Below are 26,800 nucleotides of genomic sequence, written 5' to 3'. Positions count from 1 at the left end.
GGATAGCGTCGGAGATCTACCCGTTCATCTCTCCGGAGGTCTCTGTGATGCGCCGTCCCGTCCGTCTCCTCGCCCTGGCAGCATCGCTGGGAACCGCTGTTCTGATCGCCGGATGCGCCGGCGCGGCATCCGATGACTCCGCGGAAACCGAGACCGAGAACACGACCATCACGATCGGCTTCAACCCCGGCCCCTACCTGGAGATGTTCCAGGAGGGCATCCAGCCGATCCTCGAGGCCGACGGCTACACGATCGAATCGAGCGACTTCACTGATGGTGTGATCGTCAACGTCGCGGTGAGCGATGGCGAGATCGACGCCAACATCATGCAGCACACCGTGTACATGGACGCGATCAATGCGCAGGAGGGCCTGACGAACACCGCGCTCGTCCAGGTGCCGACTCCCCCGATGGGCCTGTTCGGCGGCAAGAAGTCCGACCTCGACGACCTCGGCACCGGATCGACGATCGCCGTGCCCAATCAGCCGTCCAACCAGTACCGCGCCCTCAAGCTGCTCGAAGATCTCGATCTCGTCGGTCTCTCCGACACGATCGATCCGGCCACCGCCTCCCTTCAGGACGTGACGGAGAACCCGAACGACCTCCAGTTCGTCGAGATGGAGAACGCGCAGCAGGTCGCCGCGCTGCAGGACGTCGACTACAGCGTCATCCAGGGCAACTTCATCGTCTCCGGCGGCCTGAAGCTGACCGATGCGATCGAGCTCGAGGATCTGACCGACGAGTTCTCGGTGATCGTCGCGGTCGACGAGGCCAACGCGGATGCCGAGTGGGCAGAAGCGCTCAAGGCAGCGTACGAGTCGGATGAGTTCGCCGAGTACCTCGCCTCCGACGAGACGTACGACGGCTACAACATCCCCGCCGCTCTGGCCGACTGATGACGGCGGAGCACGGCGACGGCCCCCTGGACGTCGCCGTCCGGTTCGACGGGGTGTCGCGGAGCTTCGGACGCGACGGCGACGCCGTCGTCGCGCTGGACGGCGTGGATCTCAGCATCCCCCGAGGTCAGATCTTCGGAGTCATCGGCCACAGCGGTGCCGGCAAGAGCACGCTGATCCGACTGGTCAACGCGCTCGACCTGCCGACCGAGGGTTCCGTGCACGTGGACGGCGTCGATCTCGCGAATCTCACGACGGCGCAGCTGCGCACCGCGCGCAAGAGCACGGGCATGATCTTCCAGCAGTTCCAACTGCTGGAGACCGTCACCGTGCTCGACAACGTCGCGATGCCTCTGCGTCTCGACGGCGTCGGCCGCGCGCAGGCGCAGGCCAGAGCGACCGAAGCGCTCGAATTCGTCGGGCTCGGCGGGCGGTTGTCGGCGTACCCAGGCCAGCTCTCCGGGGGTCAGAAGCAGCGAGTCGGGATCGCGCGGGCGATCATCCGACAGCCCGCCGTGCTTCTCTGCGACGAGGCGACCAGCGCACTGGATCCGTCGACGACGCTGCAGATCATCGACCTGCTGCGCCGCGTGAACGAGCAGTACGGCACCACGATCCTGGTGGTCACCCACGAGATGGACGTCATCAAGGACCTCTGCCACGCCGTCGCGGTGATGGAGGGCGGTCGCGTCGTCGAGCAGGGTTCGGTCATGGACGTCTTCGTCCACCCCCGCACTCCGATCGCCAGGGCGTTCGTCGGAACGGTGATCCCGCAGGAGCTGCCGGAGCGCGTTCTCCGCGCCGTCGGCGGGCATCCTCTCTGGCGGCTGCGATTCCTGGACGAAGAGGTGACGACGCCGATCGTCGGCGCGCTGATCCGCGATTTCGGGCTCGAGGTCAACATCCTCCACGCCGACATGACCGACATCCAGGAGCGCACCGTCGGGCACATGATCATCCAGGTCGAAGGCGCAGAGACGCAGCGCGACGACGCGTTCGCGTACCTGGCGGAACGGATCGTCAGCATCGAGGAGGTGCGCACATGATCGACACTCTCCTGACCCCCGAGCTCTTCCTCGAAGCGCTCGGCGAGACCCTCTACATGCTGGGCATCGCGCTGTTCATCGGATCGATCCTCGGCATCCTGCTCGGCATCGCCGTCGTCGTGGTCCGCCAGGGCGGCGTCCTGCCGAACCGGGCGGTGTCGTTCCTGCTGAACGCCTTCATCAACGTCGTGCGCTCGTTGCCGTTCATCATCCTGCTCGTGGCGATCCTCCCCTTCACCCGGCTCGTGATGGGCACATCCATCGGCGTCAACGGCGCCCTGGTGCCGTTGACGATCATGGTGTCCCCGTACATCGCCCGCCTCGTGGAGAACTCCCTGCTCGAGGTCCCCGAGGGCATCGTCGAAGCCGCGAAGTCGATGGGCGCGACGCCGGTTCAGATCTTCACCCGTTTCCTGCTGCCCGAAGCCCGCGGATCGCTCGTGCTCGCTCTCACCACGGCGACCATCGGACTGCTCGACGCGACCGCGATGGCGGGAACGGTCGGCGCCGGTGGCATCGGCGACCTGGCGATCAGCTACGGGTACCAGCGATTCGACGCGTTCACGATGCTCATCACCGTCGTGACCCTGGTGCTGATCGTGCAGCTGATCCAGCTCTTCGGAACCCGCCTCGCGCGGAAGCTGCGGCGCCGGTGACCGGTCCGATCGCGCCAGCCGCGCGCGTCAGCGCGCTCCCGGCGAACTTCTTCGGTGCTCTGGATGCCGCGGTCGCCGCAGCCAGGGCCAACGGCGTGGACGTCATCGACGTCTCCAAGGGGAACCCCGATCTGCCCACACCACCGCACATCGTGCGTGCGATGCAGGATGCCGCGGCGGAACCGGGCAATCACGGATACCCGGCCTACGGGACCCGACCCGCTCTCGCCGAAGCCATCGCCCTGCGCTACCGTCAGGACCACGGAGTCGACCTCGATCCTCTGACCCAGGTTGCCGCGTTCCACGGCTCGCACGAGGCGCTCATGGCGGCCGTTCTCGGGCTCGCCGATCCAGGGTCGACTCTCGTCGTGCCCGATCCCGGCTATCCCGCCTACGCGAGCGCAGCGACTCTCGCCGGAGCGCACCTGCGTCTGCTCCCGCTCGATCCGGCACGCGCGCATCAACCGGAGTGGTCCGCGCTGGCGGATATCCAGGATGCGGCTGCCATTGTGCTGAACTACCCGCACAATCCCACCGGGGCGACCGCGACGTCGGAGACGTTCGAACATGCCGCGATCGAGGCGCACCGCCTCTCCGCGGTGTTCATCCACGACTTCGCCTACTCGTCGCTCGGCTTCGAGCGGCGGCCGCTGTCCGCACTCAGCGTCGACGCCGAGCGCACCGTCGAGGTCTCGACGCTGTCCAAGACCTACAACATGGCCGGATGGCGGATCGGCTTCGCCGCCGGGTCCGCCGAGATCGTCAGCATCATGCGCAGGTACCAGGCCCAGGCATTCAGCACCATCTTCGGAGCGACCCAGGATGCCGCGGCCGCGGCGCTGGCCGGGGATCAGAGCGCCGCCGACGCGCTGGTGGACGTCTACCGCCAACGGCGCGACCTCGTCGTCGACGGGCTGCGCTCACGCGGCTGGGACGTGCGTCCGGCGGACGGGACGTTCTTCGTCTGGATCGCCACCGGTGGCGTCGACGACGTCGTCCTCGCGACGTGTCTGCTCGCCGAACGCGGTATCGCCGTCGCCCCTGGCAGTGGTTTCGGCGACCGCGGCCGCGGATTCGTCCGCCTCGCGCTGGTCCATCCCCTCGATCGTCTCGCCGAGCTCGTCGACCGTCTCGGCGCCCCCGGGAGCATACGACTTCCGTAGAATCCGAAACACCCCACCAGCAAGGAGAATCCCATGGCAGAAGTCGAAAGCTTCACCCTCGATCACACCGCTGTCCACGCGCCGTACGTGCGACTGATCGCCACCGAACGCGGCCCCAAGGGCGACGCGATCTCGAACTTCGACCTGCGCTTCGTGCAGCCGAACGAGGGCGAGATCCCCACGGCGGGTCTGCACACGATCGAGCACCTGCTCGCCAGCGTTCTGCGCGACCATCTGGACGGCGTCATCGATATCTCTCCGTTCGGATGCCGCACGGGATTTCACCTCATCACCTGGGGCGAGCCGTCGGTCCCCGACGTCGTGACCGCGATCACCGCTGGGCTCGCTTTCATCGCCGAGAAGGCGGAGTGGGATGACGTGCCGGGCGTCTCCGCCGTCGAATGCGGCAACTACCGCGACCACAGCCTGCACAGCGCGCGGGAGTGGTCCAAGCGCATCCTCGAGCAGGGCATCAGCCTCGACGCGTTCACCCGCACGGGGGTCTGAGTGTTCGACGAGCTCCGCGGCCGCGTCGTCCTCGTCACCGGAGGCGCCAGCGGCATCGGTGCCGGGATCGCCGACGCCTTCCGCAGCGAGGGCTCGACGGTCGTCAGCGCCGACCTGTCGTTGCCGGAAGGGCTGCAGCACGGCCCGCAGGGAACGTGGACCGTCCGGCTGGATGTGACGGACGAGGATGCCGTGGCCGCCGTCGTGTCAGAGATCACCGCACGCGTCGGCACGATCGAGACGGTCGTGACGGCGGCGGGGACCTCGACGCTCGGCTTCGCGACCGAGACCACGTCGGCGCAGTGGGACCTCAACCTCGACGTCAATGCCAAGGGATCGTTCCTGGTGGCGAAGCACGTGGCCGCACATCTGGTCGAGCAGAGGCGGACGGGCCGCATCGTCTTCATCTCGTCCCAGGCGGGCAAGAACGGCTACCGCGGCATGACCGCCTACGTCGCCTCGAAGCACGCGGTGCTCGGAGTGACGAAGACGATGGCGACCGAGCTCGCGCCGCGCGGCGTCACCGTCAATGCGATCTGCCCCGGCATCATCGAGACGCCGATGAAGCATCGCGAGCGAATCGAAGGCGGTGCGATCCGAGGCATGACGGCGGACGAGGTGGCCGCGGAGGACCGCTCGCAGGTTCCGCTCGGACGGACGGGCACCCCCGCGGATGTCGCCGGCGTCGCCCTGTTCCTGGCGAGCGATCTGGCGAGCTACATGACGGGCCAGGGCATCAACGTCACCGGTGGGATGACGATGCACTGAGCCCGGTGTCCGTCAGGACTTCGGGTCGCCCTCGTCCGGCGCGGCATCCGGACCCGTCTCGCGCTGCGCGGTCTCGGTCTGAGCCTGCGTCGCGCCGGCCTCGCTCTCGCGGGCGGCCGCCTCTTCGGCATCCAGCTCCTCGCGGACCTCTTCGCGGTACCGGACCCGGCGGATGCGGCGGTTCATGTCCAGGATCAGCAGCACGACGGCGATGAGCACGACCACGATCGCCGCGAACCCGACGAAGCCGGGAGTCACATCATCCGGGTTCACCGTCATCGAAGGAGTCGGCATCGGAGCCTCTGAGCCGAACAGAACCAGCATGTGGCCGCCTTTCCTGCGCAGGTCGCATAACCTGTAAAGACCAGCCTAACGACCGAAAGACGCACCCCGTGACGACCGCCAAGGAACTCGATGCCCGTTACGGGCGCACCCGCAGTCGCCGGCTCCCGTGGATCATCGCCATCGTGCTCGCGGCCGTCGTCGTCGGGTACCTCGCGTGGTCGAACCTGGCGCAGTCGATGAACACGGTCGACTCGGACGACCTCGGCTTCGAAGTGACCGATCAGTTCACTGTCGAGGTCCGCTTCCAGGTCAGCGGCGTCGCCGGCAAGGACATCGCATGCGCCATCGAAGCACTCGATGAGGAGTTCGGCGTGGTCGGCTGGAAGATCGTCGAGATCCCCGCATCCGAAGAGCACAGCAGGGCCTTCACCGAGCAGGTGAGGACCGTCTCCGGGGCGACCACGGGTTTGGTCAACGCCTGCTGGGTCGCATAGACTCGCCTCAGACAACTGACGCCCCGGCACGATCGCCGGGGCGTCTTGGTATATCCCGGTGCGCCTTGCCAGGCGCGAGAACAAAGGAGCACGCTGTGTCCGCAGACGCTCAGGTCCCGTTCCTCACGCAGGAAGCCTACGATCGACTCGTCGCCGAGCTCGAGCATCTCGCCACGACCGGTCGCGAGGAGATCGCGAAGCGCATCGAGGCCGCACGCGAAGAGGGCGACCTCAAGGAGAACGGCGGCTACCACGCCGCCAAGGACGAGCAGGGCAAGCAGGAGGCGCGCATCCGCACGCTCGAGCAGCTGCTGAAGACGGCCAAGGTCGGCGAGGCTCCGGCCAGCCGAGGCATCGTCGAGCCCGGAACGGTCGTCACTGCTGTCGTCGCCGGCGGCGAAGAGGTCTTCCTTCTCGGCAGCCGTGAGATCGCGGTCGGCAGCGACCTCGACGTCTACAGCGAGGCCAGCCCGCTCGGCCAGGCGATCCTCGGCCTCAAGGTCGGCGAGAAGACCAGCTACGAGGCCCCGAACGGCCGCGCCATCTCGGTCGAGATCACCGGCGTGGAGACGTACGCCGGCTGATCCGCCTCCCCGTGCCCAGAGCGGGCACGGCGCCTAGTCCGGAACGACCATCGGGTCGTAGCCGGCCTGGCGGAGCGTGTCGAGCGTGAGCTCGGTGTGCTCCGCCCCCCGCGTCTCGATGCTCAGCTGCAGCACCACCTCGTTGATCTGCAGACCCTGCCCGTGCCGGGTGTGCAGCACCTCCATGACGTTCGCGCCGGCCTGCGACACGAGCTCGGAGACGCGCGCGAGCTGACCGGGGCGGTCGGGCAGCGGGATGCGGATCGTCAGGTAACGCCCGGATGCCGCAAGACCGTGCGCCACGACGCGCTGCAGCAGCAGCGGATCGATGTTGCCCCCGGAGAGCACAGCCATGGTCGTGCCGGTCGGCCGGATCTTGCCCGCCAGGATCGCGGCGACGCCGACGGCGCCGGCCGGCTCCACGACGACCTTCGCCTGCTCGAGCAGCACCAGCAGGGCACGGGCGATGTCATCGTCGCTGACGGTGACGACCTCGTCGACGAGGTCCTGGATGATCTCGAACGGGACGGCCCCCGGTTCTGCGACCAGGATGCCGTCGGCGATCGTCGGGCGGGTCTCGATCGCCACGCGGTGACCGACTTCGAGAGACGCGACGGTCGCTGCGGCGTTTTCGGCCTGAACGCCGATGATGCGAACCTTGCGACCGGATTCGGCCGCCTTCGCCTTGATGGCCGACGCGATGCCGGCGATGAGCCCTCCCCCGCCGATGCCGACGAGCACGGTGTCGAGGTCGGGCGCGTCTTCAAGCAGTTCCAGCCCGAGCGTGCCCTGGCCGATCACGACGTCGCGGTGATCGAACGGGTGGATCATCACGGCACCGGTGCGCTCCGCGAACTCGGCGGCCAGGCGCAGCGACGTCGCCACGGTCTCGCCCTCGAGCACGACATCGGCGCCGTATCCGCGCGTCGCCAGGAGTTTGGGCACCGGAACGCCGAGCGGCATGAAGATCGTGGCGGGGATCCCCAGCGCCTGCGCCGCCAGCGCCACGCCCTGGGCGTGGTTGCCCGCGGATGCCGCGACCACGCCGCGTGCCCGCTCTTCCGCCGTCAGCCCGGACAGGCGGTGGGCGGCTCCCCGGATCTTGAACGAGCCGGTGCGCTGCAGGTTCTCCATCTTCAACAGAACGGGCGCGCCGAAGACGTCCGTCAGGGCTCGCGAAGGCAGGGTCGGAGTGTGTGTGATCACACCCGCCAGGCCCTGCGCGGCCTCTTCGAACTCGGCCAGGCTGGGGGCTGTGCTCATTGAATCCTCCGTCGCCGCTCGCGCGGCACTGTACTCCAGATCAGGTCTCCGTGCGGATCGTCGCCGGTGCGCCACGACCCGCTGCTGAGCGTCACGGCGACGACGTTGACGAATGCGGCCAGCGGCACGGCGAACAGGGCGCCGGGGATGCCGGCGATCATCGTGCCGCCGGCGACGACGAGCACGACGGCGAGCGGGTGCACCTTGACAGCGGAGCCCATCAGGATCGGCTGCAGGATGTGTCCCTCGATCTGCTGGACGCCGAGCACGACCACCAGCATCCAGAAGGCGATCCACGGGCCGTTGTAGACGAGCGCGAGGAACACCGCCACAGCACCGGTCACGACGGCTCCGACGATCGGCACGAACGCGCCGAGGAACACGAGGACCGCCACGGGAATCGCGAGCGGGACGCCGAGCAGGAAGGCGCCGAGGCCGATGCCGATCGCGTCGATCGTGGCGACCAGCAGCTGCGTGCGCGTGTAGTTGACGACCGTGTCCCAGCCGTTCCGCGCCGCGGCCGCGGTGGCCGGGCGCGCACTGCGCGGGAAGATCTTGAGGGCCCAGCGCCAGATCCCCGCGCCGTCGGCGAGCAGGCAGATCAGGATGAACAGCGCCAGCACGGCCCCCGTCACGACATGGCCGGCGGTGGTGCCGATCGCGAGCGCTCCGGACCACAGCAGGTCGACCTGCTGCTGGAGGAAGACGAAGGCCTGATCGATGTACGACTGGATCTCCGCGGCCGAGAGGTGCAGCGGACCGTCGATGAGGTACTGGCGCAGCCTGTCGATGGAGTCGGCCGTGCTGTCGCGCACCTTCTCCCACTGCCGAGACACCTGCCAGATCACGAGCGAGAGCAGCCCGGCGACGATCGCGAGCGTGCCGATCATGGCGATCACGATGGCGAGCCATCGCGGTACGCGATGCCGGAGCATCCAGCCGACGGCCGGTGAGAGCAGCGCCGAGATCAGGATCGCGATCAGCAGCGGGATGACGAGCAGCTTCAACTGGATGACGACCCAGATGATCACGCCAGCGGCCGCCGCGACCAGCAGCAGACGCCAGGCGTACGCTGCGGTGACCCGCAGTCCGAACGGCACGGCCCGGTCGGTATCCGTGGTGACCGTGCGGTCGGTCGGCATCGCACCCCACAGAAGGTCCCGCTTGCGGGGGCGCTTCTCGTCGGTCATCCCGTCAGTCTACGCGCGGCGGTGTCCGACCCCGACGCTACGCTGACCCACGTGTCAGAGATTCTCAGCGCCACCCAGGCCCGGCGCATCGCGCTCGCTGCGCAGGGCTTCACCCGGCGGCGCCCGGCGACCGTCACTGCGCGGCATGTGCACTCCGCGATGGAGCGGATGAGCGTTCTGCAGATCGACTCCGTCAACGTGTTCGTCCGGTCGCACCACATGCCGCTGTACTCCCGCCTCGGCCCCTACGAGGCCGCTCTGTTCGAGCGCATCTTCCACGCCCGCACCACCCATTACGTCGAGTACCTCGCGCACGAGGCGACGTTCATCGCGGCATCCGACTGGGGGCTGTGGGACTTCCGGATGACGGACTTCCGGCGCCGCTGGGAACGCGACCCCGACTCCTGGCTGAGCAGCAACCAGCGCACGATCGACTGGGTCACGGACGAACTGCGTGCGCGCGGGCCGCTGCGCCCCGCCGACCTGCGCGAGGATGCGCCGCGCGAACGCGGGACCTGGTGGGACTGGGATGACGTGAAGCTCGCCCTGGAGCACCTGTGGCGCACGGGCGACGTCGCGATCAGCGGCCGCCGCGGTTTCGAGCGCAGCTACGCGCTGGCCGAACAGGTCATCCCCGCCGATGTGCTCGGACGCCCGGTCGCTCGTGATGACGCCTTCCGCGAACTGGTGCGCCGCGCCGCGCGATCGTCTGGAGTCGCGACGGAGTCCGATCTGGCCGACTACCACCGGCTGCGCGACCGTCCTGGGGTGCGCCGGGCCATCACCGAGCTCGTGGATGCCGGTGAACTCGTCCCGGTCGCCGTACGGGGCTGGGAGCGCGCAGGGCGCCCGCTGTCGGCCTGGCGGCATCGGGATGCCGTACTGCCCCGACGCGTGCAGACGACGGCGCTGCTGACCCCGTTCGACCCCGTCGTCTGGTTCCGCGATCGCGCGCTGCGCGCGTTCGAGCTGGACTACCGGATCGAGATCTACGTCCCGGCGCACAAGCGCCGCTACGGCTACTACTCGCTCCCCGTGCTCGTGGACGACCGCATCGCTGCCAGGGTCGACCTCAAGGCTGATCGCGCGGTGTCGGCGCTGCGCGTCCAGTCCGCCTGGTGGGAGCCGGCCGGCCGAGCAGAGGATGCCGCGGCGATCGCCGAGGAACTGGCCCGCGCGGCCACATGGCAAGGTCTCGAGCGCATCACCGTATCGGCATGGGGCGACGCGACGGATGCCATCGCCGACGCGCTGAAAGCGATCGGCGGTGTCGTGTCAGACCGGCACGAGCACGAGCGGCAGACGACGTCCTAGAACTGCACGCGCGGCGGCTCGGAGATCGTCGTGCCGTCCGCGACCTCGAAGAATTCGCGCTCGGTGAATCCGAGTCCACGCGCGAAGAGGTTGTTCGGGAACACCTTGATCTTGGTGTTCAGTTCGCGCACCCCGCCGTTGTAGAACCGGCGCGCGGCCTGGATCTTGTCCTCGGTGTCGACGAGCGCATGCTGCACCTGGAGGAAGTTCTGGCTGGCCTGCAGCTGCGGGTACGCCTCGGCGACCGCGAACAGGCTCTTGAGCGCCTGCTGCAGGTGTCCCTCGGCGATCCCGGCCTCACCGGGGCTGGATGCGGACAGCGTCTCGGCGCGGGCGCGCGTGACGTTCTCGAACACCGCCTTCTCGTGCGAGGCGTAGCCTTTGACCGATTCGATGAGATTCGGGATGAGGTCGGCCCGGCGCTTGAGCTGGACGGTGATGCCGCTCCACGCCTCGTCCACGCGCACGTTCAGCTGCACGAGGGAGTTGTAGGTCGCCCACAGGTAGATGCCGACGATCACGATGACACCGACGACGATCAGTACCGGCACAAGCCATTCCCACATGGGAGGCCACCCCTTCCGCAGATTTCCTTCATCCTAGTCGCGCAGTCTGCGCATCGACTGGACGACGCTCAGTCTCCGAGCACTCGTCCGAGGTGTCGATTCCCGAACCTGCGCTCGGGATCCAGGCGGTCGCGTACGGCCAGGAAATCATCGAATCGCGGGTAGCTCGCGCGCAGCTGCGCCGCATCTCGCGTGTGCAGCTTGCCCCAGTGCGGGCGCCCCCCGTGCTGGACGAGGATGTCCTCCACGGCGTTGAAGTACTCGGTCGGATCAGCACGCCAGTAGCGGTGCACGGCGATGTATCCGGTCGCGCGACCGTGCGCCGTCGACATCCAGAGGTCGTCCTCCGCAGCGAAACGCACTTCGATCGGGAACTCGATGCGCCACCCCCGCTGGGCGATCAGCTCGCGGACCGCTCGGAAGGCTGCGACGACGTTCTCCGCCGGGAGCGCGTACTCCATCTCGCGGAAGCGCACTGCTCTGCGCTGCGTGAACACGGCGTGAGACCGATCGGTGTACTCGCGATCGCCGGTGACCTGAACGGCGAAGCGGTTGAAGCGCGGAGAGATCGCGGGAACCACCTGCGCCGTCGCGCACACTGCGCGATAGACCGTGTTCGACAGCAGCGTCTCATCGACCCATCGTCCGAACGCCGGCAGCGGCTGGCGCCGCGTGGACTCCGGCATCCGCTCCTGCCGCTTGGTGAGCGCCACCTCCGTGTGCGGGAACCAGTAGAACTCGAAGTGGTCGTACGCGGCGACGCGGTCGCTGAGCGTGGCGAGCACATCCTCGAGTGGCGCCGGCTCATCGACGGCATGCAGCACGAAGGCGGGAACGCACTGCAGAGTGATCTCCACGAGGATGCCGAGGGCGCCGAGGCCCAAGGCGATCGCCGGGAGGAGATCGGCGTTCTCGGTCTCGTTCACCTGGAGGAACTCCCCCGCCGCGGTGATCATGACCGCGCCGACGACCTGCGTCGCGATTCCGCCGAAGCGCGCGCCGGTGCCGTGGGTGCCGGTGGAGACGGCCCCGGCGATCGATTGGCGATCGATGTCGCCGAGGTTCTCCATCGCCAGCCCGAAGGGCGCCAGCATCCCCGGAATCCGATGCAGCCGAGTGCCGGCGAGGAAGGTGGCGCGCCCGGTCGCGGCATCCGCGGAGACCAGACCCTGCAGGTCGCTCAGATCGAGCAGAACGCCCGGTGCGACGGCGATGCCGGTGAAGCTGTGCCCGGCGCCGACCGCCTTGATCGGGAGATTCTGCGCCGCCGCGGCCTGCACGGCGCGCTGGACGCCTTCGGGCGAGCGCGGGCGCTCCACCCGGCTCGGGGTGACGGACGCGGAACGCGCCCAGTTCTGCCAGCTGCCGCCGAGTCGTGTCACAGGAATGCCTTTCCCTCGCCGCGGTACGTGCGCAGCTGGTCGATCACCTGGTCGCCGGAGACGAGGTGGTACGCGTCGATCCGTTCGGCCGGTTCGCCGCTCTTCGCATGCCGGAACCAGGCACGATCGCCGATGCGCAGCCGGGACGCCGATCGGCCCTGCAGGGGCGTCTGCACTTCGCCGGCCGCTTCCCTGGGCAGGGTGTGCAGGCCGGCCGGCCAGACCGGGCGCGGCTGCCGCGAGGCGACAGCGGGCCCCGAGGCGATCCAGCCGCCGCCGAGGACCGTCACGATGTCGGCCGTCGGTCGGCGCACGACGTCGAAGGCGAAGGCGGATGCCGGGGCCGGCTGGAACGAGCGATAGCCGTCGAACAGGTGACCGCCCAACAGGCCGCTGCCCGCGGTCGCCTCGGTGACGGATTCGTCACTGCCGGTGAACTCGAGCGATCCGGTCCCTCCGCCGTTGAGGAACTCGAGCGGTGCGATGTCGAGCAGGACGTCGGCGATCGCCGCACGGCGGCCGCGCAGTTCGTCGCGCGACCGCGCCTGGGCGAAGCGGATCACCGGCGCATCCGGACCGGCGTCGTCCCCCTGCCCGGCGATCTGGGCCTCGTACATCTGCAGGCCGACGAGGCGGAATCCGTCCCGCTGCACGATCGCCCTCGCGAAGCGGGCGACATCGTCGGCGGTGAACAAGGGCGATCGACGCACGCCGATGTGGCCGAGCGTGGAAGAGCGCCAGGACGCATCCGCATCGATCGCGACACGGATCTCGGCCCGCGTGTGCGGTGCGGCGACCGCGTCGATGAGGTCGAGGTGCGCCGGGTCGTCCACCATGAGCGTCACACGGGACGCCGCGGACTCGTCCTGCGCGAGGCGCGCGATCGCAGTTCGATCGACGCTCGGGTAGCCGACGACGATGTCGTCGTGGGTCTCGGCGAGCCAGAGCGCCTCGTCGAGTGTGAACGCGAGGATGCCCTGGTAACCCGGGATCCGCAGCACCGCGTCGAGGACGGCACGGACGCGGACGGACTTCGATGCGACGCGGATCGGGATGCCGCCGGCGCGCACCAGCAGGTCCATCGCGTTGTGACGCAGCGCGTCGAGATCGATGACCGCGACGGGAGCGGGCAGGTGGGCTGTGGCCGCGCTGAGCTGCGGCCACCAGCGCGCCGGATCCTCCCACGGGCGCGTGGAAGGAGCTGCCTGTTCGTCGATGAGATCGAGCACTCCCCCACCTTATGACGTCGGGTCCGGCGGCCGCCGTTAGGCTGAACCGAAAGCCCCCGTAGCCCAATCGGCAGAGGCAGGCGACTTAAACTCGCCCAAGTGTCGGTTCGAATCCGACCGGGGGTACTTCCACCTCTCGGGGCCCCGCAGGCGGAGGCTCGGCGTGGCGCACAGCGATCAGCGCCCGAAGATATCCCCGAGACCGAACTCGCCCAATGCGGAACCCCAGTCCGACGCGGACTCGCCCAGACCGGAGACCGCCTCTCCCGCTGTGCCAAGCATGCCCTCCGCACCGCCCGCGAGCGCCTCGACGTCCAATCCCTCCGCCAGTCCAGCGAAGTCGACGCCCATCGCCGTCGCCTGCTCGAGCAGCGGTGCCGCAGCTGCGCTGAGCACCGAGCCGGCCGCGACCGCGCCGAGCACGCCGAGTGCCGCGCCTCCGGCGACGAATGCCCCGCCTCCGGCTGCCCCGCCACCCACACGGGCGAGCAGCCCGCGCATGCGCCCAGGCCGCATGGCCTCCGCGCGTCCCGCGGCGCGGGCGAGATCGTCGGGGGATGCCGAGGCCGGCCGGTCGCCCGGCCCGAACTCGGCCTGCATGCGCTGCGCCACGTGTGCGCGCTGCTCAGGCGTGAGACGGGCGAACGCCTCCCGGTGAATCTGCTCGACGCGGTGCGGATCCGCGGTCTGCATCAGGTAGTCGTAGCGCGCGATCGCTGCGCGATCCGCATCGGAGCCGGACGACGCCGGACGGCTTCCCTGTGCCGGCGGCGGCGCGTACGGGTGCGTTCCCTGTGCCGGCGGCGCGTAAGCCGACGCCGGCGGCTGCGCTCCGGCATTGTCCGTCCCTGAGGGGCCGCGCACGGCATCCACTGCTCCGCGCAGCAACCCGCCCCAGTCGGTCGATCCGGTCGAACCCGTCGATCCGGTTCGGTTCGCTCCGGAGTTCTTGTCGAGTGCCTTCGAGGCCATGCCGATCAAGCGGGAGATCTTGTCCATGCAGCGGTTCCTTCATCGTGAGATGCGAACGGCCGCGGAGCTGCTTTCAGGGCACCATGACCGTCCGCGTCAGCGGACTGCCAAGGTCTCCTCCGCCCCGGAGGGCCGGCGGGCCGGGACACTGATCTCAGGTCCGTAATGACGACACCGCCGCAGACGGGAGTACTCCCCTTGCACGATCGACGCTACCGGAGCAGATTATGGATCTCCTCGGAGACGACGAAAGCCCCGTTCCGGAGAACGGGGCTTTCGTCGTGACGATCACTTCGAGGCGGCAGCCTTCTCGGCGGCGGGCTTGCTCGCTGGCGCCGTGTTGACGGCCTTGTCATCGGCGGCGTTGTCCGCCACCTTCTCGGCCTTGGCCGGAGCCTTCGCGGCGTCTGCCTTCGCAGGGGCCGCCGACACCGCAGGCGCAGCATCCGCCGCGGGGCGCGGGCGCGACGCGAACTCCTCGAAGAACGCACGCGGGTCCTGGACCTTCTCGAGGTTCACGATGTCGCGGTCGAGCCACAGGTTGTTCCACCAGCCCCAAAGCACGCGGAACTTGCGCTCCCACGACGGCATCGCGAGGCCGTGGTAACCACGGTGCGCGACCCAGGCGAGGAAGCCGGTGAGCGCGAACTTGCCGGACTGGAAGACACCGGTGCCGAGGCCGAGGCCCGCGACCGCACCGAGGTTCTTGTGGATGTAGTCGACCGGCTCCTCACCACGGAGGACGGCGACGAGGTTCTTCGCGAGGCGCTTGGCCTGACGGACGGCGTGCTGGGCGTTCGGCACGCAGAAGCCGCCGACACCACCACCGGAGAGGTCGGGGACGGCCGAGACGTCACCGGCGGTCCAGGCGCCCTCGACGACGTTGCCGTCGGCGTCGACGACGCGTAGCGACGCCTGGGCGCGGATGCGACCGCGCTCCTCGACAGGCAGGTCGCCCGCGCGCACGACGCCGGGGTTGGCCATGACACCGGCGGTCCACACGATGATGTCGGTCGGGATGACCTGACCGGTGGAGAGCTCGACGTTGCCGTCGACAGCGCCGGTGACCTGGGTGTCCAGGTGCACGTTCGCCCCGCGCTTGGCGAGGTCCTTCAGCACCCACTCGCTCGTCTTCAGCGAGACCTCGGGCATGATGCGCCCCATCGCCTCGATGAGGTGGAAGTGCGTCTCGTCGAACGTGAGCTGCGGGTAGCGCTTCAGCAGCGCGGAGGCGAAGGAACGCAGCTCCGCGAAGGTCTCGATGCCGGCGAAGCCACCACCGACGACGACCACCGTGAGCAGACGCTCGCGCTCCGGACCGGCCGGAAGTGCGGCTGCACGGTCGAAGTTCGACAGCAGCTTGTCGCGCACCCACACGGCTTCTTCGATCGACTTCATGCCGATCGCGTTGTCCGCGATGCCCGGAATCGGGAACGTGCGCGACACGGAACCTGCGGTCACGACGATCTGGTCGTACGCGTACTCGTACGCGTCGCCGTCCGCCGGCGTGATCGTCGCGACCTTGTTCGCGTGGTCGATCTTGGTCACCTTGGCGGCGACGACGTTCGTGCGCTTCAGGTGACGACGCGTCGACACCACCGCGTGTCGCGGCTCGATCGAGCCGGCCGCCACCTCGGGCAGGAACGGGAGGTACGTCATGTAGGGCAGCGGGTCAACCATGGTGACCTCGGCCTCGCCCTTGCGGAGGTGCTTCTCGAGCTTCCACGCCGTGTAGAAACCCGCGTAGCCACCGCCGACGATCAGAATCTTGGGCACAGTGCTGTTCTCAGCCACAGAGGGGGAACTCCTTGTCAGGGGGCAGGCGTGCGCTTCGCGCGCGCCGATCGGATACGCCGGGCAGCTGCGGTGACGCCTAGCGCTACCAGGATACCAGGGACCGTGAGCACGATCAGCGGCAGGGTACCGTACAGCAGAGTCTGAGCGCTGGGAAGAAGCGGAGAACCGGCCTCGCTGGGCGGATCGGCGGCCGGCAGCGGGTCCACCGCGACGGGCCCGGCCGTCGGCGCCGGCTGCGGAACCGTCTCGGCCCGCCGGTACACCCTGATCCATTCCTCCAGGTCGGCCGCCGGGTCGGCATCGACCTCGGCGACGGGCGCCGTGACGGCCGCATTCGCGTCGATGAGGCCGTAGCCGTACAGCGGATCGGGAACCCGATCGACTCCTTCGACGGGGATCGCCGTCTTCAGGATGCGGTTGATGATATTCCCCGCGCTGAGCTCCGGATGCGCCGACTTGACCAGCGCAGCCACGCCGGCGACGATCGGCGCCGCGCCGCTCGTGCCATCCCACTCGGCCATCCGACCGTCGGCCGAGACCCCGAGAAGACCCTCGCTCGGGGCGGAGATGCCGATCGTGATGCCCTGCGTCGACGCCTCGACGCTCGCTTCGCCGTGCTGGTTCACGCCGCCGACGGTGAGAACACCGGGGATCGTCGCCGGAGCACCGACGATCGACGTTCCACTGCCCCTGTTCCCTGCCGCCACCACGACCACGACGTCGTGCTCGAACGCGTAGAGGAACGCGTCGTCCCAGCTGCGGTCCCAGTCCAGCGTGTTCGTCGTGAAGGAGAGATTGATGACATCGGCGCCGTTGTCGACCGCCCAGCGCATCGCGTTCGCGATCTGCTCCGTGAACGGCACGGAGGCGGATGCCCCGAAGTTGACCGAGATCGAGAGCAGGTCGGCCTCCGGCGCGACCCCGATCATGCCGGTGCCGTCGTCCGCCGGGCGCGCTGCGGCCAGCGAAGCCACCCACGAGCCGTGGTTGATGTCGATCGTGCCGACCGGTGTGCGTCCGTCATCGGCGCCCGTGCCCGAGACGTCGGTGCCGCCGGCGACGGCGTCCCGGAAGGCGACGGGACCCTGAGCGATACCGGTGTCGATCACCGCGATCGTGACGCCTTCGCCGCGCGTCGTCTTCCAGGCGTCGTGCACGCGCGCGCCGTCGAGCCAGTACTCGGCTGCTCTGACCCGATCGATCGGCTTCTCGACGGTCGGCGACGGGCTCGGCGACGGAGTCGGCGCTTCGGCCGGAGGCGTCGCGGCGCCGGTGAGCAGGACGGATGCCGCGATCACCGCGAGTGCGGCGATCGCGCTCGGCATCCGGCGCCGTCTCATGCGATCGCAGCTCCGGGCTGCTCGCACTGGCAGCGCTCGGGCGACCAGCTCGAGCGGGCCAACGCGGCATCGCCGATCGGATTCACTCCGGGCCCCGCGGCCAGCGCGTGGCCGGCGAGGGCGTGCAGGCACTTCACGCGCGTCGGCATGCCGCCGGCGGAGATGCCGGCGATCTCGGCGACGTCGCCGAACTGCGCGCGGTCCTCGAGATACGCGGTGTGCGCTGCACGATACGCGGCGGCGACAACCTCATCCTCCGCGAGCAGCGCGGCGAGCTCCGGCATGACCTGCGTCGCCTCGAGGGTCGACATCGCGGCCGTGGCCGCCGGGTGCGTCAGATAGTAGAACGTCGGGAACGGCGTGCCATCGGGCAGCCGCGGCGACGTGGAGACGACGGTGGGGTTGCCGCAGACGCAGCGAGCGGCGATGCCGACGACCCCGCGAACGGGGCGTCCGAGCTGGGCCGACAGCACGTCGATCTCCGCGGGGGTGGGCAGGGCGAAGGGCGGTGTCGTCACCTCACCAGCGTACGGGAGGTGCGCCTGAACGAAGCCTCTACTCGCCCTCGGCGGCCGTCTGCGCGAGCCCGGCCGCAGCGATCGTGCGCAACAGCTGCGGCATCCAGTCCGACGCGCTCTCCTCGAGCTCTGCGCTGACGGGTTTCTGCTCCTTGGGCAGTACCGACGCATCCAGATCGTTGTCGATCAGGTAGACGACTTCGCCCGGCTTGACGTAATAGAGCCGCTCACGGGCCTGCGTGGTGATGTACGCGGGATCCTCCCAGCGCTGCTGTTCGAGCTCGAGGTCGGCGATCTCCTCCTGGGAGAGCTGCACGGCCTGCTCGAGAGCGGCGATCTGCTGCCGCTGCTCGATGTAGGTGCCGAGCGTCGGCACGAGCACCCAGGCTCCCAGCACCACGAGCGAGAGCATGATCACCGAGAAGGCGGACAGCCGGATGCCGGATGCCCATTCGCGCACGTCGACCGTGCGCGCGGACGACGAAGGGGAGGCCACTCGTCTGGACATGGCCTCCCCTTCGCTCGTTGATCAGTCGGTGCGCTGGCTCACGCGGTGAAACGCGGGAACGCGGAGCGTCCGGCGAAGACCGCGGCGTCGCCGAGCTCCTCTTCGATGCGCAGAAGCTGATTGTACTTCGCGACGCGCTCGCTGCGCGCAGGAGCACCGGCCTTGATCTGACCCGAGTTGGTCGCGACGACGAGGTCGGCGATCGTGGTGTCCTCGGTCTCGCCGGAGCGGTGCGAGAGCATGGCCGTGTAGCCGGAGCGCTGAGCCAGGCTCACCGCGTCGAACGTCTCGGTGAGCGTGCCGATCTGGTTGACCTTGACGAGCAGCGAGTTCGCGACGCCGCGCTTGATGCCGTCGGCGAGACGCTCCGGGTTGGTGACGAACAGGTCGTCCCCGACCAGCTGCACCTTGGAGCCGAGTGCGTCGGTGAGGTGCTTCCAGTTGTCCCAGTCATCCTCGGCGAGCGCGTCCTCGATCGTGACGATCGGGAAGTCGTTGACCAGGCCGACGTAGTACTCGGTCAGCGCCTCGGCGTCCCAGTCCTTGTTGTCGAGACGGTAGACGCCGTCCTTGAAGAACTCCGTCGCGGCGACGTCCAGGCCGAGGGCGATCTCGGTGCCGGGCGTGAAGCCGGCCTTCTCGATCGCCTTGACGAGGAAGTCGAGGCCCTCGCGGTTGCTGGGCAGGTCGGGGGCGAACCCGCCCTCGTCGCCGAGGCCGGTCGCGTAGCCGGCGGCCTTCAGCTCGCTGCGGAGCACGTGGTAGGTCTCGACGCCCCAGCGGAGGGCCTCGGAGTAGGTCTCCGCGCCGATCGGGGCGAGGAAGAACTCCTGCATGTCGATGCCGTTGTCGGCGTGCTCGCCGCCGTTGATGACGTTGAACAGCGGAACGGGCAGGACGTGCGCGTTCGGTCCGCCGAGGTAGCGGAACAGCGGGAGATCGGCGCTGTCGGCCGCGGCCTTGGCGACGGCGAGGCTCACGCCGAGGATCGCGTTGGCGCCGACGCGCTTCTTGTTCTCGGTGCCGTCGGTCTCGATGAGGATCTCGTCGACGATGCGCTGCTCGCTCGCCTCGACGCCCTCGATGGCAGGGCCGAGCTCGTCGAGGACAGCCTCGACGGCCTTCAGCACGCCCTTGCCGCCGTAGCGGCTCTTGTCGCCGTCGCGGAGTTCGTATGCTTCGAACGCACCGGTGGATGCGCCGGAGGGGACGGCAGCGCGCTGCACGATGCCGTCATCGAGGAGCACCTCCACCTCGACGGTCGGGTTTCCCCGCGAGTCGAGAATCTCGCGTGCGCCTACAGCCTCGATCAATGCCACGAATGTGCTCCTTGCTCAGAGAAAAGGTTGTGGTGGAGCGTCGTCGATCCGCCGCCAGTCTAGCCCGCGGCGCCTCGGGCGCCGAAGCCGTCTCACACCACGACGGCGATGGCCACGCCGTCCCAGCCCTTCAGGCCGACGGTCTGCAGAGCGGTCGCGTCGAAGCGGGGGTCCTCCCCCAGCATCCGCAGTCCGTCGCGCGTGCCGACGACGCGCGGATCCGTGGTGTCGTCGTTCGCGATCTCGCCCTCGCGGCCGATGTTGTCCACGACGACGACGGTGCCCGACCGTCCGAGCCGCGCGGCCCAGTCGAGGTAGATCGTGTTGGATTCCTTGTCGGCATCGATGAACACGAGATCGAACGGCTCGGTGCCGTCCAGACTCGGCAGCACTTCGGCGCCTCGGCCGATGCGGATCTCGACCCGCTCGCCCACTCCAGCGGCATCCACGTTCCGACGGGCGACTGCTGCGTTGGCGGGCTCCGCCTCGACCGTGACCACGCTGCCGTTCGGCCCGACTCCGCGGGCCAGCCAGATCGTCGAATACCCGCCGAGCGTTCCGACTTCGAGAACGCGGCGCGCTCCGCTGATGCGGACGAGCAGATTCAGCAGCTTGCCGCCGACCGGCGCCACCTCGATGTCGGGGAGGCCGGCGGCGCGCTGCGCGGCGAGGGCGGCATCCAGCGTGGGGTCCGACCCCACGAGCAGGTCGGCGAGGTAGGTGTCGGCGGCGCGCCAGTTCTGCGGATTCGATTCGGCCATGGCCTCAGCCAACCGCCGAGCCGACGGCGCGTCAAGGGCGGACCGTGGTGGACTCTCTGATCACGAGACTCGGGGCAGCGACCTCATGACGCGCATCGCCGCCGGCGAGCATGTCGGTGAGCTGACGCAGGGCGAGCGCCCCCATATCCCGACGGGGCTGATCCACGCTGGTGAGGGTCGGCCGCAGCTTCGATGCGAGATCGATGTCGTCGTAGCCGGCCACGCTCAGCGTTCCCGGCACGGCGATCCCCGCATCGAAGGCGCGACCGATCACGTCGACCGCGATTCGATCATTCGCGCAGCACACCGCAGTGGGCGCTTCGCGACCGCCGCTCAGCACCACCTCGATGAGGTCGGCGGGGTCGGGGAGCACCCTCGTGATGTCCTCCAGTCCGAGCTCGCGCATGGTCGTGAGGTACGACTCCCGCCGGGCGATGGCTGCGGGGCGAGGCGATCCGGAGACGTGCGCGATCCGGCGATGCCCTTGAGCCACGAGATGGTGCACCGCGAGTCGCATCCCGGTGCGGTCGTCGTTGGACACCTGGCCGACGCCGGCCGGGAGATCGACGGGGCGTCCGACGACCACCAGCGGGAGACGTCGGGCGAAATCGCCGATCGCGGCGGCGTCCGCCTGACCCGACACGATCACCGCGCCGTCGAGCCCGAGGGCGAGCATTCGCTCGAGACGCGCGCGGAGCACGTCACGGTCGCGCCGGCCGTCGACGATCACGACCGACATGCCGGCCGCCTCTGCAGCATCCTCCACGCCGTGCACGACGTCGGTGTGATAGCCGCCGCGCAGATCGTCGACGAGCACGCCGACCGTCTGGCTCCGGCCACGCGCCAGCGACCGCGCCCAGGGATTCGACTGGTAGCCCAGCCTGTCGGCCGCGTCGAGGATCCGCGCACGGGTCTCCGCCCGCACGCCGCTCTGGCCGCGCACGGCCAGGGAGACGAGCGACTTCGAGACGCCGGCTGCAGCGGCCACGTCATGGATCGTGGGCGGACGGTCGCGCGATTGCATCACTCTGCCGTCCTATCAGCGACTGGAGCGTTCCAGAACATTCCAGCTGGAGCGTTCCACCGGCGTTCATCGAGCGGTACCAGCACGTACACGCCCGCTTCGTAACTTCGTAGCCGATCCACCCCGACCGAGAAGAGCTCCCGTGCCCGACATCCCCTCCGCGCTCCGCCACGCGCCGCGCGCCCTCCTGCTGGACTTCGGCGGCGTCGTGTTCCAGACGTCGAAGCGTCCCAGCGGCCGCGACGAGCTCGCCGCGGCGATCGTGGCGAGAGCCGCCCGCGCGGGTCACGTGATCGAACAGCGCACCGTGCGAGCGTCGCTGGATGCCGGGCTCACCGCACTCGCGCACTGGAAGCACGCCTCCAGCCGCCGCCTCGAGCCGCGTGAGATGACGCACCGCGAGGTCGTCGGCGATTTCCTGATCGCCGACCTCCCCGCACCGATCCGGAGCCTTCTCATCGCGGAGGCCGGCGAGCTGCTGGAGGAGCAGAACACGACCCTGTCCGATCACACCGTGCGCCCCGGCATCCGCGCGCTCATCGCCGAGGCGCAGCGCCGAGGCATCCCGCTCGGAATCGTCAGCAACGCGCACTCGGGCCGCAGCCACCGGAGGCTCCTCGCCGCGCACGGCCTGGCCGAGGCCTTCGCGGTGCAGGTGTACAGCGACGAGGTCGGGATGCGCAAGCCGCACCCCCGCATGATCGAACTCGCATCCGCCGCGCTCGGGGTTGCGCCCGCCGACGCCTGGTACGTCGGCGACACCCAGGACCGCGATGTGGTCGCTGGACGCCGCGCGGGTGTCGGTGCCGTCATCCTCACCGCCAGCAAGCACACCGACAACCCGCCGTTTCCGATCGCGGACGATGCCGACGCGGTCTTCCCCACCCCTGAGGGCCTGTTCGAGACGCTGCGGGATGCCGACGCGCCCCGCGCCGCGTCGGTCTCCGCGTCCGATGAGACCGAGCCGCGCGGCGCCGCCCTCCTCATCGACCATGGCGGCGTGATCTCCACCTCTGCGCCGGACGATGCGCTCCTCGACGCGTTCTGCGACCACCTCGCCGCGCTGCTCGACGGTGCGGACGAGCGCGTCGACCGCGACCGAGCGCGGATGCTCGTCGCCGACGGTCGCGTGCAGCACCGCGCGTTCAAAGCCGCCCAGCGCGCAGCGGCCGACGGTATCAGGGAGCTGGATGCCACGACGTTCTGGCGTGACTTCGTCGGCGCTGCGCTGTCGGACCGCGCTCGCGCACTCCTGGAGGCCGAGGCGCACGATCTGATGTTCCGCTACGGCCGCGCGAAGAGCCGGCGGACGCTGCGCTCCGGCATCCGCTCCCTCCTCGAGCAGTGCGACGAACGACGCATCCCGGTCGTCGTGGTGTCGAACACGATCAGCGGCCGCGCCGTCCGCGCCGAATGCGCAGCCCACGGCATCGACCACCTGATCGCGGCGTACGTCTGCTCGGACGAGATCGGGTTCCGCAAGCCCGATGCGCGCATCGTGCAGGAGGCGCTCGCGATCGCCGCCGCCGACCCCGCGCGCACCTGGTTCTTCGGGGACAAGCCGCAGAACGATGCGGCCGTCGCTCTCGACGCCGGCATCGCGCGGCGCGTGCTGGTGCGCGGCGGCACGACGGCCGATCCGCAGATCGACGCCGCCGTGGCCGAGGGGCTCGCCACCGACGCGGTCGACGACGCGGCCGAACTCGCAGACCTCATGACCTCCGCCCGAGACGCAACCCGCGTCGCAGCCGACTGACCCGCACTCGAAGGAGAACCACCATGACCGACACCCGGGAATCCACCTACCGACGCGAAGGCGCTCTGCGCGGCATCGGCGCTCCGGGCGGCGACCTCACCACCCCGCAGAAGCTGATGATCTTCGTGCTGTCGATGGCGCTGTTCGGCCTGTCGAACATCATCCTCGAGATCATCCCCGACATCTCGATCGGCCCGATCGACGTGTCGGTGAGCTACTTCGTGTTCGTCCCGCTGACGATGGTCGCGCTGTTCAGCCCGTTCTGGGCCGCTCTGGGCGCACCGCTGGGCGAGATCATCTTCACCGACCTGCTGATGGGCGACTTCTCCGGCCTCGCCGAGGTCGAGGGCTTCATCCAGATGTTCCTCGCGCTGTACGTCGCCGGCACCCTGATCCGCAACCCCCGTTCCCGTGCGCAGATCTGGATCGGCGCCATCACGGTCGTGGTGATCGACAAGGCGCTGTCCGCGATCGTCGACCTTTCGAAGGTCTGGATCGGTCTGGAGGACGCCGAGTTCGTGGAGGGCCTGCCCCAGTCGATCCTCGCCATCGAGGGCATCGGCTTCGGCGTCGACATCCTGATCAGCGGCATCATCTTCGGTGCCATTCCGGCGATGTGGCTCATCCCCGCACTGCACGGCCGCATCGAACCGCTGCTGGGCGTGCGCCCTCGCATGCCCGGAGAGCCGATTCCGGGAGCGGCTCCCCGAGCCGGCTGGTTCGTCGCCGTGGCTCTGCTGCTCGCCGTCGCGTCGTTCTTCTTCGCCTTCCTCGAGGCATGGGACATCTCGATCGGCACCGTCGACACGGAACTGCTCGACCAGTACGGCTCCGGCTTCCTGTGGGTGAGCGTCGCAGCCATCCTCGTCACGCTCGGCGTCGCCTTCGTGCTGTTCCGCCTCCACAGCAAGAAGCAGGTGCGCTGATCGTGCACGACCCCGTCATCGTCGTCGAGAACCTGTCCTTCCGCTACCCTGGCGCGGACGCCGACGTGCTCCGCAACGTGAACCTCACGATCGAGCGTGGCGACTTCGTCGCGATCGTGGGCGGGAACGGCGCAGCCAAGACCACGCTCTGCAAGAGCTTCAACGGTCTGATCCCGCACTACTGGTCGGGCGAGTTCGCGGGCTCGGTGACGGTCGACGGGGTCGACACGTACACATCCAGCGTGTCCGAGCTGTCCACCACGGTCGGCTACGTCTACCAGGACTTCCAGAACCAGCTCGTCCGGCCGACGGTGCGCGACGACGTGTCGTTCGGCCCGATCAACTTCGGCCGCGCCACGCATGCCGAAGACACCGATGCCGCCCTCGACGCCCTCGGGATCGGCCTCCTCGCCGATCGGCACATCTGGCAGCTCTCCGGCGGACAGGCGCACCTCACCGCCCTCGCTGGGGCGCTCGCCCTGAAGCCATCGGTCATCATCGTCGACGAGCCGGTCGCCGAACTCGATCCGGCGCGAGCCGAGGAGATCTACGAGCGACTCGCCGAACTCAATCGCGAGCACGGCGTGACGGTGATCACGATCGAGCACCACGCCGAGTTCGTGGCGCGTTACGCGCGCTCGGTGGTGCTGATGGCGCACGGGACGCCGGTCTGGCACCTTCCCATCGACGAGGCGCTCGCGCGCACCGAGGAGCTGGAGGCCCACGGGATCCCGGCGCCCCAGGCGGTGCGGGCCGTGCGTGCGCTCGGCATGGACGCTGCTCCGCGGACGCCGAAGGAAGCGGCCGATCTGCTGCGCGACAGGCGGATGCCGGTCGACGCCGTGCGGCCGAGCGAGCGCCCTGACGCGGCACCGGGGCGCGCCGTCGCCACGGTCGAGAACCTCACACACGGCTACAAAGCGGTCGGGGGCGGCATCACCCGTGTGCTCGACGGACTCGACACCACGCTGCGCAGCGGCGAGCGCATCGCCCTGGTCGGCGGGAACGGAGCGGGGAAGTCCACGCTGCTGAAGCTGCTCGCCGGCATCATCGTGGCGCGCGATGGCGAGGTCACCGTCGACGGACGCAGCACGAGGTCGGTCTCGGCTCGGGAGATGTCGGCCACGGCCGCGTACCTCGCGCAGCATCCGCAGCGGATGTTCCTGAAGGGCTGCGTCCGCGACGACGTCGCGCTCTTCCCCCGTTCGCATCGGATGCCAGACACCGACCGAATCGTCGAACGGGTGCTCGACCGCGTCGGGCTGACTCCGCTGGCAGACCGGGACGGGCGCACCCTGTCCGGCGGGCAGCAGCGTCGTGCGACGCTGGCGATCGGGCTCGCGATGCGGCCGAAGCTGCTCCTGCTGGACGAGCCGACCTCGAGCCTGGACACCCAGAGCCGCGATGACGTCACCACGATGCTCGCCGAGCTCGCCGAATCGATCGAGTGCACGGTCGTCGCCACGCACGACATGCAGCTGGTCGCCGAATGGGCGAGCCGGGTGCTGGTCCTGGAGGGCGGCAAGGTGCTGGCCGACGTCCCCCCACGCGAACTGTTCGCTGACACGGCACTGCTCGAACGCGTGCGACTGCGCCCACCGCAGATCGCGATCGTGGGGCGCGAGCTCGGCCTCTCGCCCGTTCCGCTGTCGGTCGAGGAACTCGTACAGGCCGCGCGCTCCGCGTGCTCCGAGCTGGAGGTGGCGTGATGGCGCGGACGCACCACGACGTGCTCTCGGTGGAATGGATCAAGCTCGAGCTCATCCGCACCGCCTACGCCACGCGCGGCGGGCTGTTCGCCGCCATGGATCCCCGCGCGGTGGTGATCTGGTACGTGCTGCTGGCCCTGGTGCCCTGGTTCACGCACAACATCACCGTGCTCGTCGGACTGTTCGCGATCGGCACGGTCTCGATCTTCCTGGCGAGGGTGGGCCCGCTGATCCTGGGACTGTTCGTGCTCGGAATGGGCATGGAGGTCGTCTACATGTCGGTCGCCGCCTGGCTGTTCGGCGGCAACGTCGACACGGTGATCGCCCTGGCAGCCCTGAATCTGAAGCTCGGCGTCGTCGCGCTGGCGAGCATGGCGGCGTTCGTCTCGCTGGATCCGGAGAAGCTCTCGGATGCGCTGCTCGCGTTCCGCGCACCGCAGATGCTGGCCTTCGGGGTCAGCTACGGGTATCGGATGCTGCCGATCCTCATCGAGGAGTTCAGCACGGTGTTCGAGGGCTACCGCCTTCGAACCGCTCCCCCGGCGAAGAAGGGGCTGCTGGGCTGGCGTGTGGGCGTGCAGTGGGCGCAGCTCGCCGTGCTGTCGTTCTACCCGATCTTCCTCAACACGGCGACCTCGGTGCGCACGACGGTGGAAGCGCTGGAGACCCGCGGCTTCGCCCACGGCTCGGCGAACGCGAACGGCCGTCGCATCCGGATGGCGAAGCTGCGCATCCGCCCCCTGGATGTGATCGTGATCGCGGTCACGGTGCTCGCCGTGGCGTGCGCCTTCGCCGCAGGCGCGATCTGGCCGGTGTACCGCTAAACC

At 69.2% G+C, this 26,800-nt stretch carries 27 protein-coding genes and 1 tRNA gene; 14 read left to right on the top strand and 14 right to left on the bottom strand.

The genetic code is table 11. The features are described 5' to 3' along the window. The first annotated feature begins 47 nt into the window (after positions 1-47). From ACWAT3_RS13310 to ACWAT3_RS13285, 6 genes are read left to right on the top strand one after another with little or no spacing between them, the layout of a single operon-like run. Entirely contained in the window at positions 48-896 is an 849-nt protein-coding gene (locus ACWAT3_RS13310; RefSeq protein WP_460799149.1) for a MetQ/NlpA family ABC transporter substrate-binding protein, read from the top strand. After that, on the top strand, positions 896-1,942 hold the full coding sequence (locus ACWAT3_RS13305; RefSeq protein WP_460799147.1) for a methionine ABC transporter ATP-binding protein: 1,047 nt from the start codon (positions 896-898) through the stop codon (positions 1,940-1,942). Before ACWAT3_RS13310 ends, ACWAT3_RS13305 begins: the two co-directional genes overlap by 1 nt. Then, positions 1,939-2,598, top strand: a complete 660-nt coding sequence (locus ACWAT3_RS13300) for a methionine ABC transporter permease (RefSeq protein ID WP_460799145.1) — start codon at positions 1,939-1,941, stop codon at positions 2,596-2,598. The genes ACWAT3_RS13305 and ACWAT3_RS13300 overlap by 4 nt, the downstream gene beginning before the upstream one ends. Further along, positions 2,595-3,761: a pyridoxal phosphate-dependent aminotransferase gene (locus ACWAT3_RS13295; RefSeq protein ID WP_460799144.1), complete on the top strand. Its 1,167-nt coding sequence runs from the start codon at positions 2,595-2,597 to the stop codon at positions 3,759-3,761. Before ACWAT3_RS13300 ends, ACWAT3_RS13295 begins: the two co-directional genes overlap by 4 nt. Positions 3,762-3,794: 33 nt before the next feature. Further along, positions 3,795-4,268: an S-ribosylhomocysteine lyase gene (locus tag ACWAT3_RS13290; protein WP_460799142.1), complete on the top strand. Its 474-nt coding sequence runs from the start codon at positions 3,795-3,797 to the stop codon at positions 4,266-4,268. After that, positions 4,269-5,036: an SDR family NAD(P)-dependent oxidoreductase gene (locus tag ACWAT3_RS13285; protein WP_460799141.1), complete on the top strand. Its 768-nt coding sequence runs from the start codon at positions 4,269-4,271 to the stop codon at positions 5,034-5,036. It abuts the gene before it with no gap. Between the two features lie 12 nt (positions 5,037-5,048). Here ACWAT3_RS13285 and ACWAT3_RS13280 read toward each other — a convergent pair whose 3' ends face one another. Continuing rightward, positions 5,049-5,360 (bottom strand): hypothetical protein, encoded by a 312-nt coding sequence (locus ACWAT3_RS13280; RefSeq protein ID WP_460799139.1) that lies wholly within the window; start codon positions 5,358-5,360, stop codon positions 5,049-5,051. A 68-nt stretch (positions 5,361-5,428) separates the two neighbouring features. On the opposite strand from ACWAT3_RS13280, the gene ACWAT3_RS13275 reads away from it, so the two are divergent. Next, positions 5,429-5,815 (top strand): DUF4307 domain-containing protein, encoded by a 387-nt coding sequence (locus ACWAT3_RS13275; RefSeq protein ID WP_460799137.1) that lies wholly within the window; start codon positions 5,429-5,431, stop codon positions 5,813-5,815. 95 nt (positions 5,816-5,910) lie between these two features. After that, positions 5,911-6,399 carry a transcription elongation factor GreA gene (gene greA / locus ACWAT3_RS13270; protein WP_460799136.1) on the top strand — a complete coding sequence of 163 codons (489 nt, stop codon included), beginning with the start codon at positions 5,911-5,913 and terminating at the stop codon, positions 6,397-6,399. Positions 6,400-6,432: 33 nt separating this feature from the next. Here greA and ilvA read toward each other — a convergent pair whose 3' ends face one another. Both ilvA and ACWAT3_RS13260 read right to left on the bottom strand, forming a co-directional pair. Next, on the bottom strand, positions 6,433-7,662 hold the full coding sequence (gene ilvA, locus ACWAT3_RS13265) for a threonine ammonia-lyase (RefSeq protein WP_460799134.1): 1,230 nt from the start codon (positions 7,660-7,662) through the stop codon (positions 6,433-6,435). Further along, positions 7,659-8,852, bottom strand: coding sequence for an AI-2E family transporter (locus ACWAT3_RS13260; RefSeq protein ID WP_460799132.1), 1,194 nt, complete (start codon positions 8,850-8,852; stop codon positions 7,659-7,661). Before ACWAT3_RS13260 ends, ilvA begins: the two co-directional genes overlap by 4 nt. A gap of 51 nt (positions 8,853-8,903) precedes the next feature. Between ACWAT3_RS13260 and ACWAT3_RS13255 the strand changes: the two genes are divergently transcribed. Next, the gene (locus ACWAT3_RS13255; protein WP_460799130.1) at positions 8,904-10,166 is read left to right on the top strand and encodes a winged helix-turn-helix domain-containing protein; all 1,263 of its coding nucleotides are present in this window, start codon (positions 8,904-8,906) and stop codon (positions 10,164-10,166) included. On the opposite strand, the gene ACWAT3_RS13250 is transcribed toward ACWAT3_RS13255, so the two are convergent. From ACWAT3_RS13250 to ACWAT3_RS13240, 3 genes are all read right to left on the bottom strand, one after another. Further along, on the bottom strand, positions 10,163-10,732 hold the full coding sequence (locus ACWAT3_RS13250; protein WP_460799128.1) for a LemA family protein: 570 nt from the start codon (positions 10,730-10,732) through the stop codon (positions 10,163-10,165). The genes ACWAT3_RS13255 and ACWAT3_RS13250 overlap by 4 nt on opposite strands. 68 nt (positions 10,733-10,800) lie before the next feature. Beyond that, positions 10,801-12,114, bottom strand: a complete 1,314-nt coding sequence (locus tag ACWAT3_RS13245; RefSeq protein WP_460799126.1) for a D-arabinono-1,4-lactone oxidase — start codon at positions 12,112-12,114, stop codon at positions 10,801-10,803. Beyond that, a complete protein-coding gene (locus ACWAT3_RS13240; RefSeq protein WP_460799124.1) occupies positions 12,111-13,343 on the bottom strand; it encodes an alanine racemase in 1,233 nt (410 codons plus the stop codon). The genes ACWAT3_RS13245 and ACWAT3_RS13240 overlap by 4 nt, the downstream gene beginning before the upstream one ends. A gap of 52 nt (positions 13,344-13,395) precedes the next feature. Between ACWAT3_RS13240 and ACWAT3_RS13235 the strand changes: the two genes are divergently transcribed. Next, positions 13,396-13,469 (top strand) — tRNA-Leu (locus tag ACWAT3_RS13235). A 51-nt stretch (positions 13,470-13,520) separates the two neighbouring features. Here ACWAT3_RS13235 and ACWAT3_RS13230 read toward each other — a convergent pair. From ACWAT3_RS13230 to ACWAT3_RS13195, 8 genes are all read right to left on the bottom strand, one after another. Then, on the bottom strand, positions 13,521-14,342 hold the full coding sequence (locus ACWAT3_RS13230; RefSeq protein ID WP_460799122.1) for a cation-transporting ATPase: 822 nt from the start codon (positions 14,340-14,342) through the stop codon (positions 13,521-13,523). 261 nt (positions 14,343-14,603) lie between these two features. Next, positions 14,604-16,091, bottom strand: coding sequence for an NAD(P)/FAD-dependent oxidoreductase (locus tag ACWAT3_RS13225; protein ID WP_460799386.1), 1,488 nt, complete (start codon positions 16,089-16,091; stop codon positions 14,604-14,606). 35 nt (positions 16,092-16,126) lie between these two features. Continuing rightward, on the bottom strand, positions 16,127-17,437 hold the full coding sequence (locus ACWAT3_RS13220; protein WP_460799120.1) for a S8 family serine peptidase: 1,311 nt from the start codon (positions 17,435-17,437) through the stop codon (positions 16,127-16,129). An 11-nt stretch (positions 17,438-17,448) separates the two neighbouring features. Beyond that, positions 17,449-17,970: a DUF501 domain-containing protein gene (locus ACWAT3_RS13215; protein WP_460799118.1), complete on the bottom strand. Its 522-nt coding sequence runs from the start codon at positions 17,968-17,970 to the stop codon at positions 17,449-17,451. Positions 17,971-18,007: 37 nt separating this feature from the next. Further along, positions 18,008-18,478 carry an FtsB family cell division protein gene (locus ACWAT3_RS13210; RefSeq protein WP_460799116.1) on the bottom strand — a complete coding sequence of 157 codons (471 nt, stop codon included), beginning with the start codon at positions 18,476-18,478 and terminating at the stop codon, positions 18,008-18,010. Positions 18,479-18,516: 38 nt separating this feature from the next. Beyond that, positions 18,517-19,797, bottom strand: coding sequence for a phosphopyruvate hydratase (gene eno / locus ACWAT3_RS13205; RefSeq protein WP_460799114.1), 1,281 nt, complete (start codon positions 19,795-19,797; stop codon positions 18,517-18,519). A gap of 92 nt (positions 19,798-19,889) precedes the next feature. After that, positions 19,890-20,558 carry an O-methyltransferase gene (locus ACWAT3_RS13200; RefSeq protein ID WP_460799112.1) on the bottom strand — a complete coding sequence of 223 codons (669 nt, stop codon included), beginning with the start codon at positions 20,556-20,558 and terminating at the stop codon, positions 19,890-19,892. Between the two features lie 31 nt (positions 20,559-20,589). Beyond that, entirely contained in the window at positions 20,590-21,546 is a 957-nt protein-coding gene (locus ACWAT3_RS13195; RefSeq protein ID WP_460799111.1) for a LacI family DNA-binding transcriptional regulator, read from the bottom strand. Positions 21,547-21,724: 178 nt separating this feature from the next. Between ACWAT3_RS13195 and ACWAT3_RS13190 the strand changes: the two genes are divergently transcribed. From ACWAT3_RS13190 to ACWAT3_RS13175, 4 genes are read left to right on the top strand one after another with little or no spacing between them, the layout of a single operon-like run. Continuing rightward, a complete protein-coding gene (locus ACWAT3_RS13190) occupies positions 21,725-23,338 on the top strand; it encodes an HAD-IA family hydrolase (RefSeq protein WP_460799109.1) in 1,614 nt (537 codons plus the stop codon). A gap of 23 nt (positions 23,339-23,361) precedes the next feature. Further along, complete coding sequence (locus ACWAT3_RS13185) at positions 23,362-24,264, top strand: cell division protein FtsQ (protein WP_460799107.1); 903 nt, start codon at positions 23,362-23,364, stop codon at positions 24,262-24,264. Positions 24,265-24,266: 2 nt separating this feature from the next. Beyond that, positions 24,267-25,973, top strand: a complete 1,707-nt coding sequence (locus ACWAT3_RS13180) for an ABC transporter ATP-binding protein (RefSeq protein WP_460799105.1) — start codon at positions 24,267-24,269, stop codon at positions 25,971-25,973. Next, positions 25,973-26,797, top strand: coding sequence for an energy-coupling factor transporter transmembrane component T family protein (locus ACWAT3_RS13175; RefSeq protein WP_460799103.1), 825 nt, complete (start codon positions 25,973-25,975; stop codon positions 26,795-26,797). Before ACWAT3_RS13180 ends, ACWAT3_RS13175 begins: the two co-directional genes overlap by 1 nt. Positions 26,798-26,800: the final 3 nt, after the last annotated feature.

The sequence above is a fragment of the Microbacterium sp. GXF0217 genome (assembly GCF_054798195.1).
Note: the sequence above shows the minus strand (reverse complement) of the source record. Positions and strands in the feature narration are given on the sequence as shown.

What these genes read in the sequence shown, in the direction of transcription:
- ACWAT3_RS13310 (WP_460799149.1), top strand. Translation starts at nt 48, where the DNA reads ATGCGCCGTCCCGTCCGTCTCCTCGCCCTGGCAGCATCGCTGGGAACC.
- ACWAT3_RS13305 (WP_460799147.1), top strand. Translation starts at nt 896, where the DNA reads ATGACGGCGGAGCACGGCGACGGCCCCCTGGACGTCGCCGTCCGGTTC.
- ACWAT3_RS13300 (WP_460799145.1), top strand. Translation starts at nt 1,939, where the DNA reads ATGATCGACACTCTCCTGACCCCCGAGCTCTTCCTCGAAGCGCTCGGC.
- ACWAT3_RS13290 (WP_460799142.1), top strand. Translation starts at nt 3,795, where the DNA reads ATGGCAGAAGTCGAAAGCTTCACCCTCGATCACACCGCTGTCCACGCG.
- ACWAT3_RS13280 (WP_460799139.1), bottom strand. Translation starts at nt 5,360, where the DNA reads ATGCTGGTTCTGTTCGGCTCAGAGGCTCCGATGCCGACTCCTTCGATG.
- ilvA (WP_460799134.1), bottom strand. Translation starts at nt 7,662, where the DNA reads ATGAGCACAGCCCCCAGCCTGGCCGAGTTCGAAGAGGCCGCGCAGGGC.
- ACWAT3_RS13260 (WP_460799132.1), bottom strand. Translation starts at nt 8,852, where the DNA reads ATGACCGACGAGAAGCGCCCCCGCAAGCGGGACCTTCTGTGGGGTGCG.
- ACWAT3_RS13250 (WP_460799128.1), bottom strand. Translation starts at nt 10,732, where the DNA reads ATGTGGGAATGGCTTGTGCCGGTACTGATCGTCGTCGGTGTCATCGTG.
- ACWAT3_RS13230 (WP_460799122.1), bottom strand. Translation starts at nt 14,342, where the DNA reads ATGGACAAGATCTCCCGCTTGATCGGCATGGCCTCGAAGGCACTCGAC.
- ACWAT3_RS13220 (WP_460799120.1), bottom strand. Translation starts at nt 17,437, where the DNA reads ATGCCGAGCGCGATCGCCGCACTCGCGGTGATCGCGGCATCCGTCCTG.
- ACWAT3_RS13210 (WP_460799116.1), bottom strand. Translation starts at nt 18,478, where the DNA reads ATGTCCAGACGAGTGGCCTCCCCTTCGTCGTCCGCGCGCACGGTCGAC.
- ACWAT3_RS13200 (WP_460799112.1), bottom strand. Translation starts at nt 20,558, where the DNA reads ATGGCCGAATCGAATCCGCAGAACTGGCGCGCCGCCGACACCTACCTC.
- ACWAT3_RS13185 (WP_460799107.1), top strand. Translation starts at nt 23,362, where the DNA reads ATGACCGACACCCGGGAATCCACCTACCGACGCGAAGGCGCTCTGCGC.
- ACWAT3_RS13175 (WP_460799103.1), top strand. Translation starts at nt 25,973, where the DNA reads ATGGCGCGGACGCACCACGACGTGCTCTCGGTGGAATGGATCAAGCTC.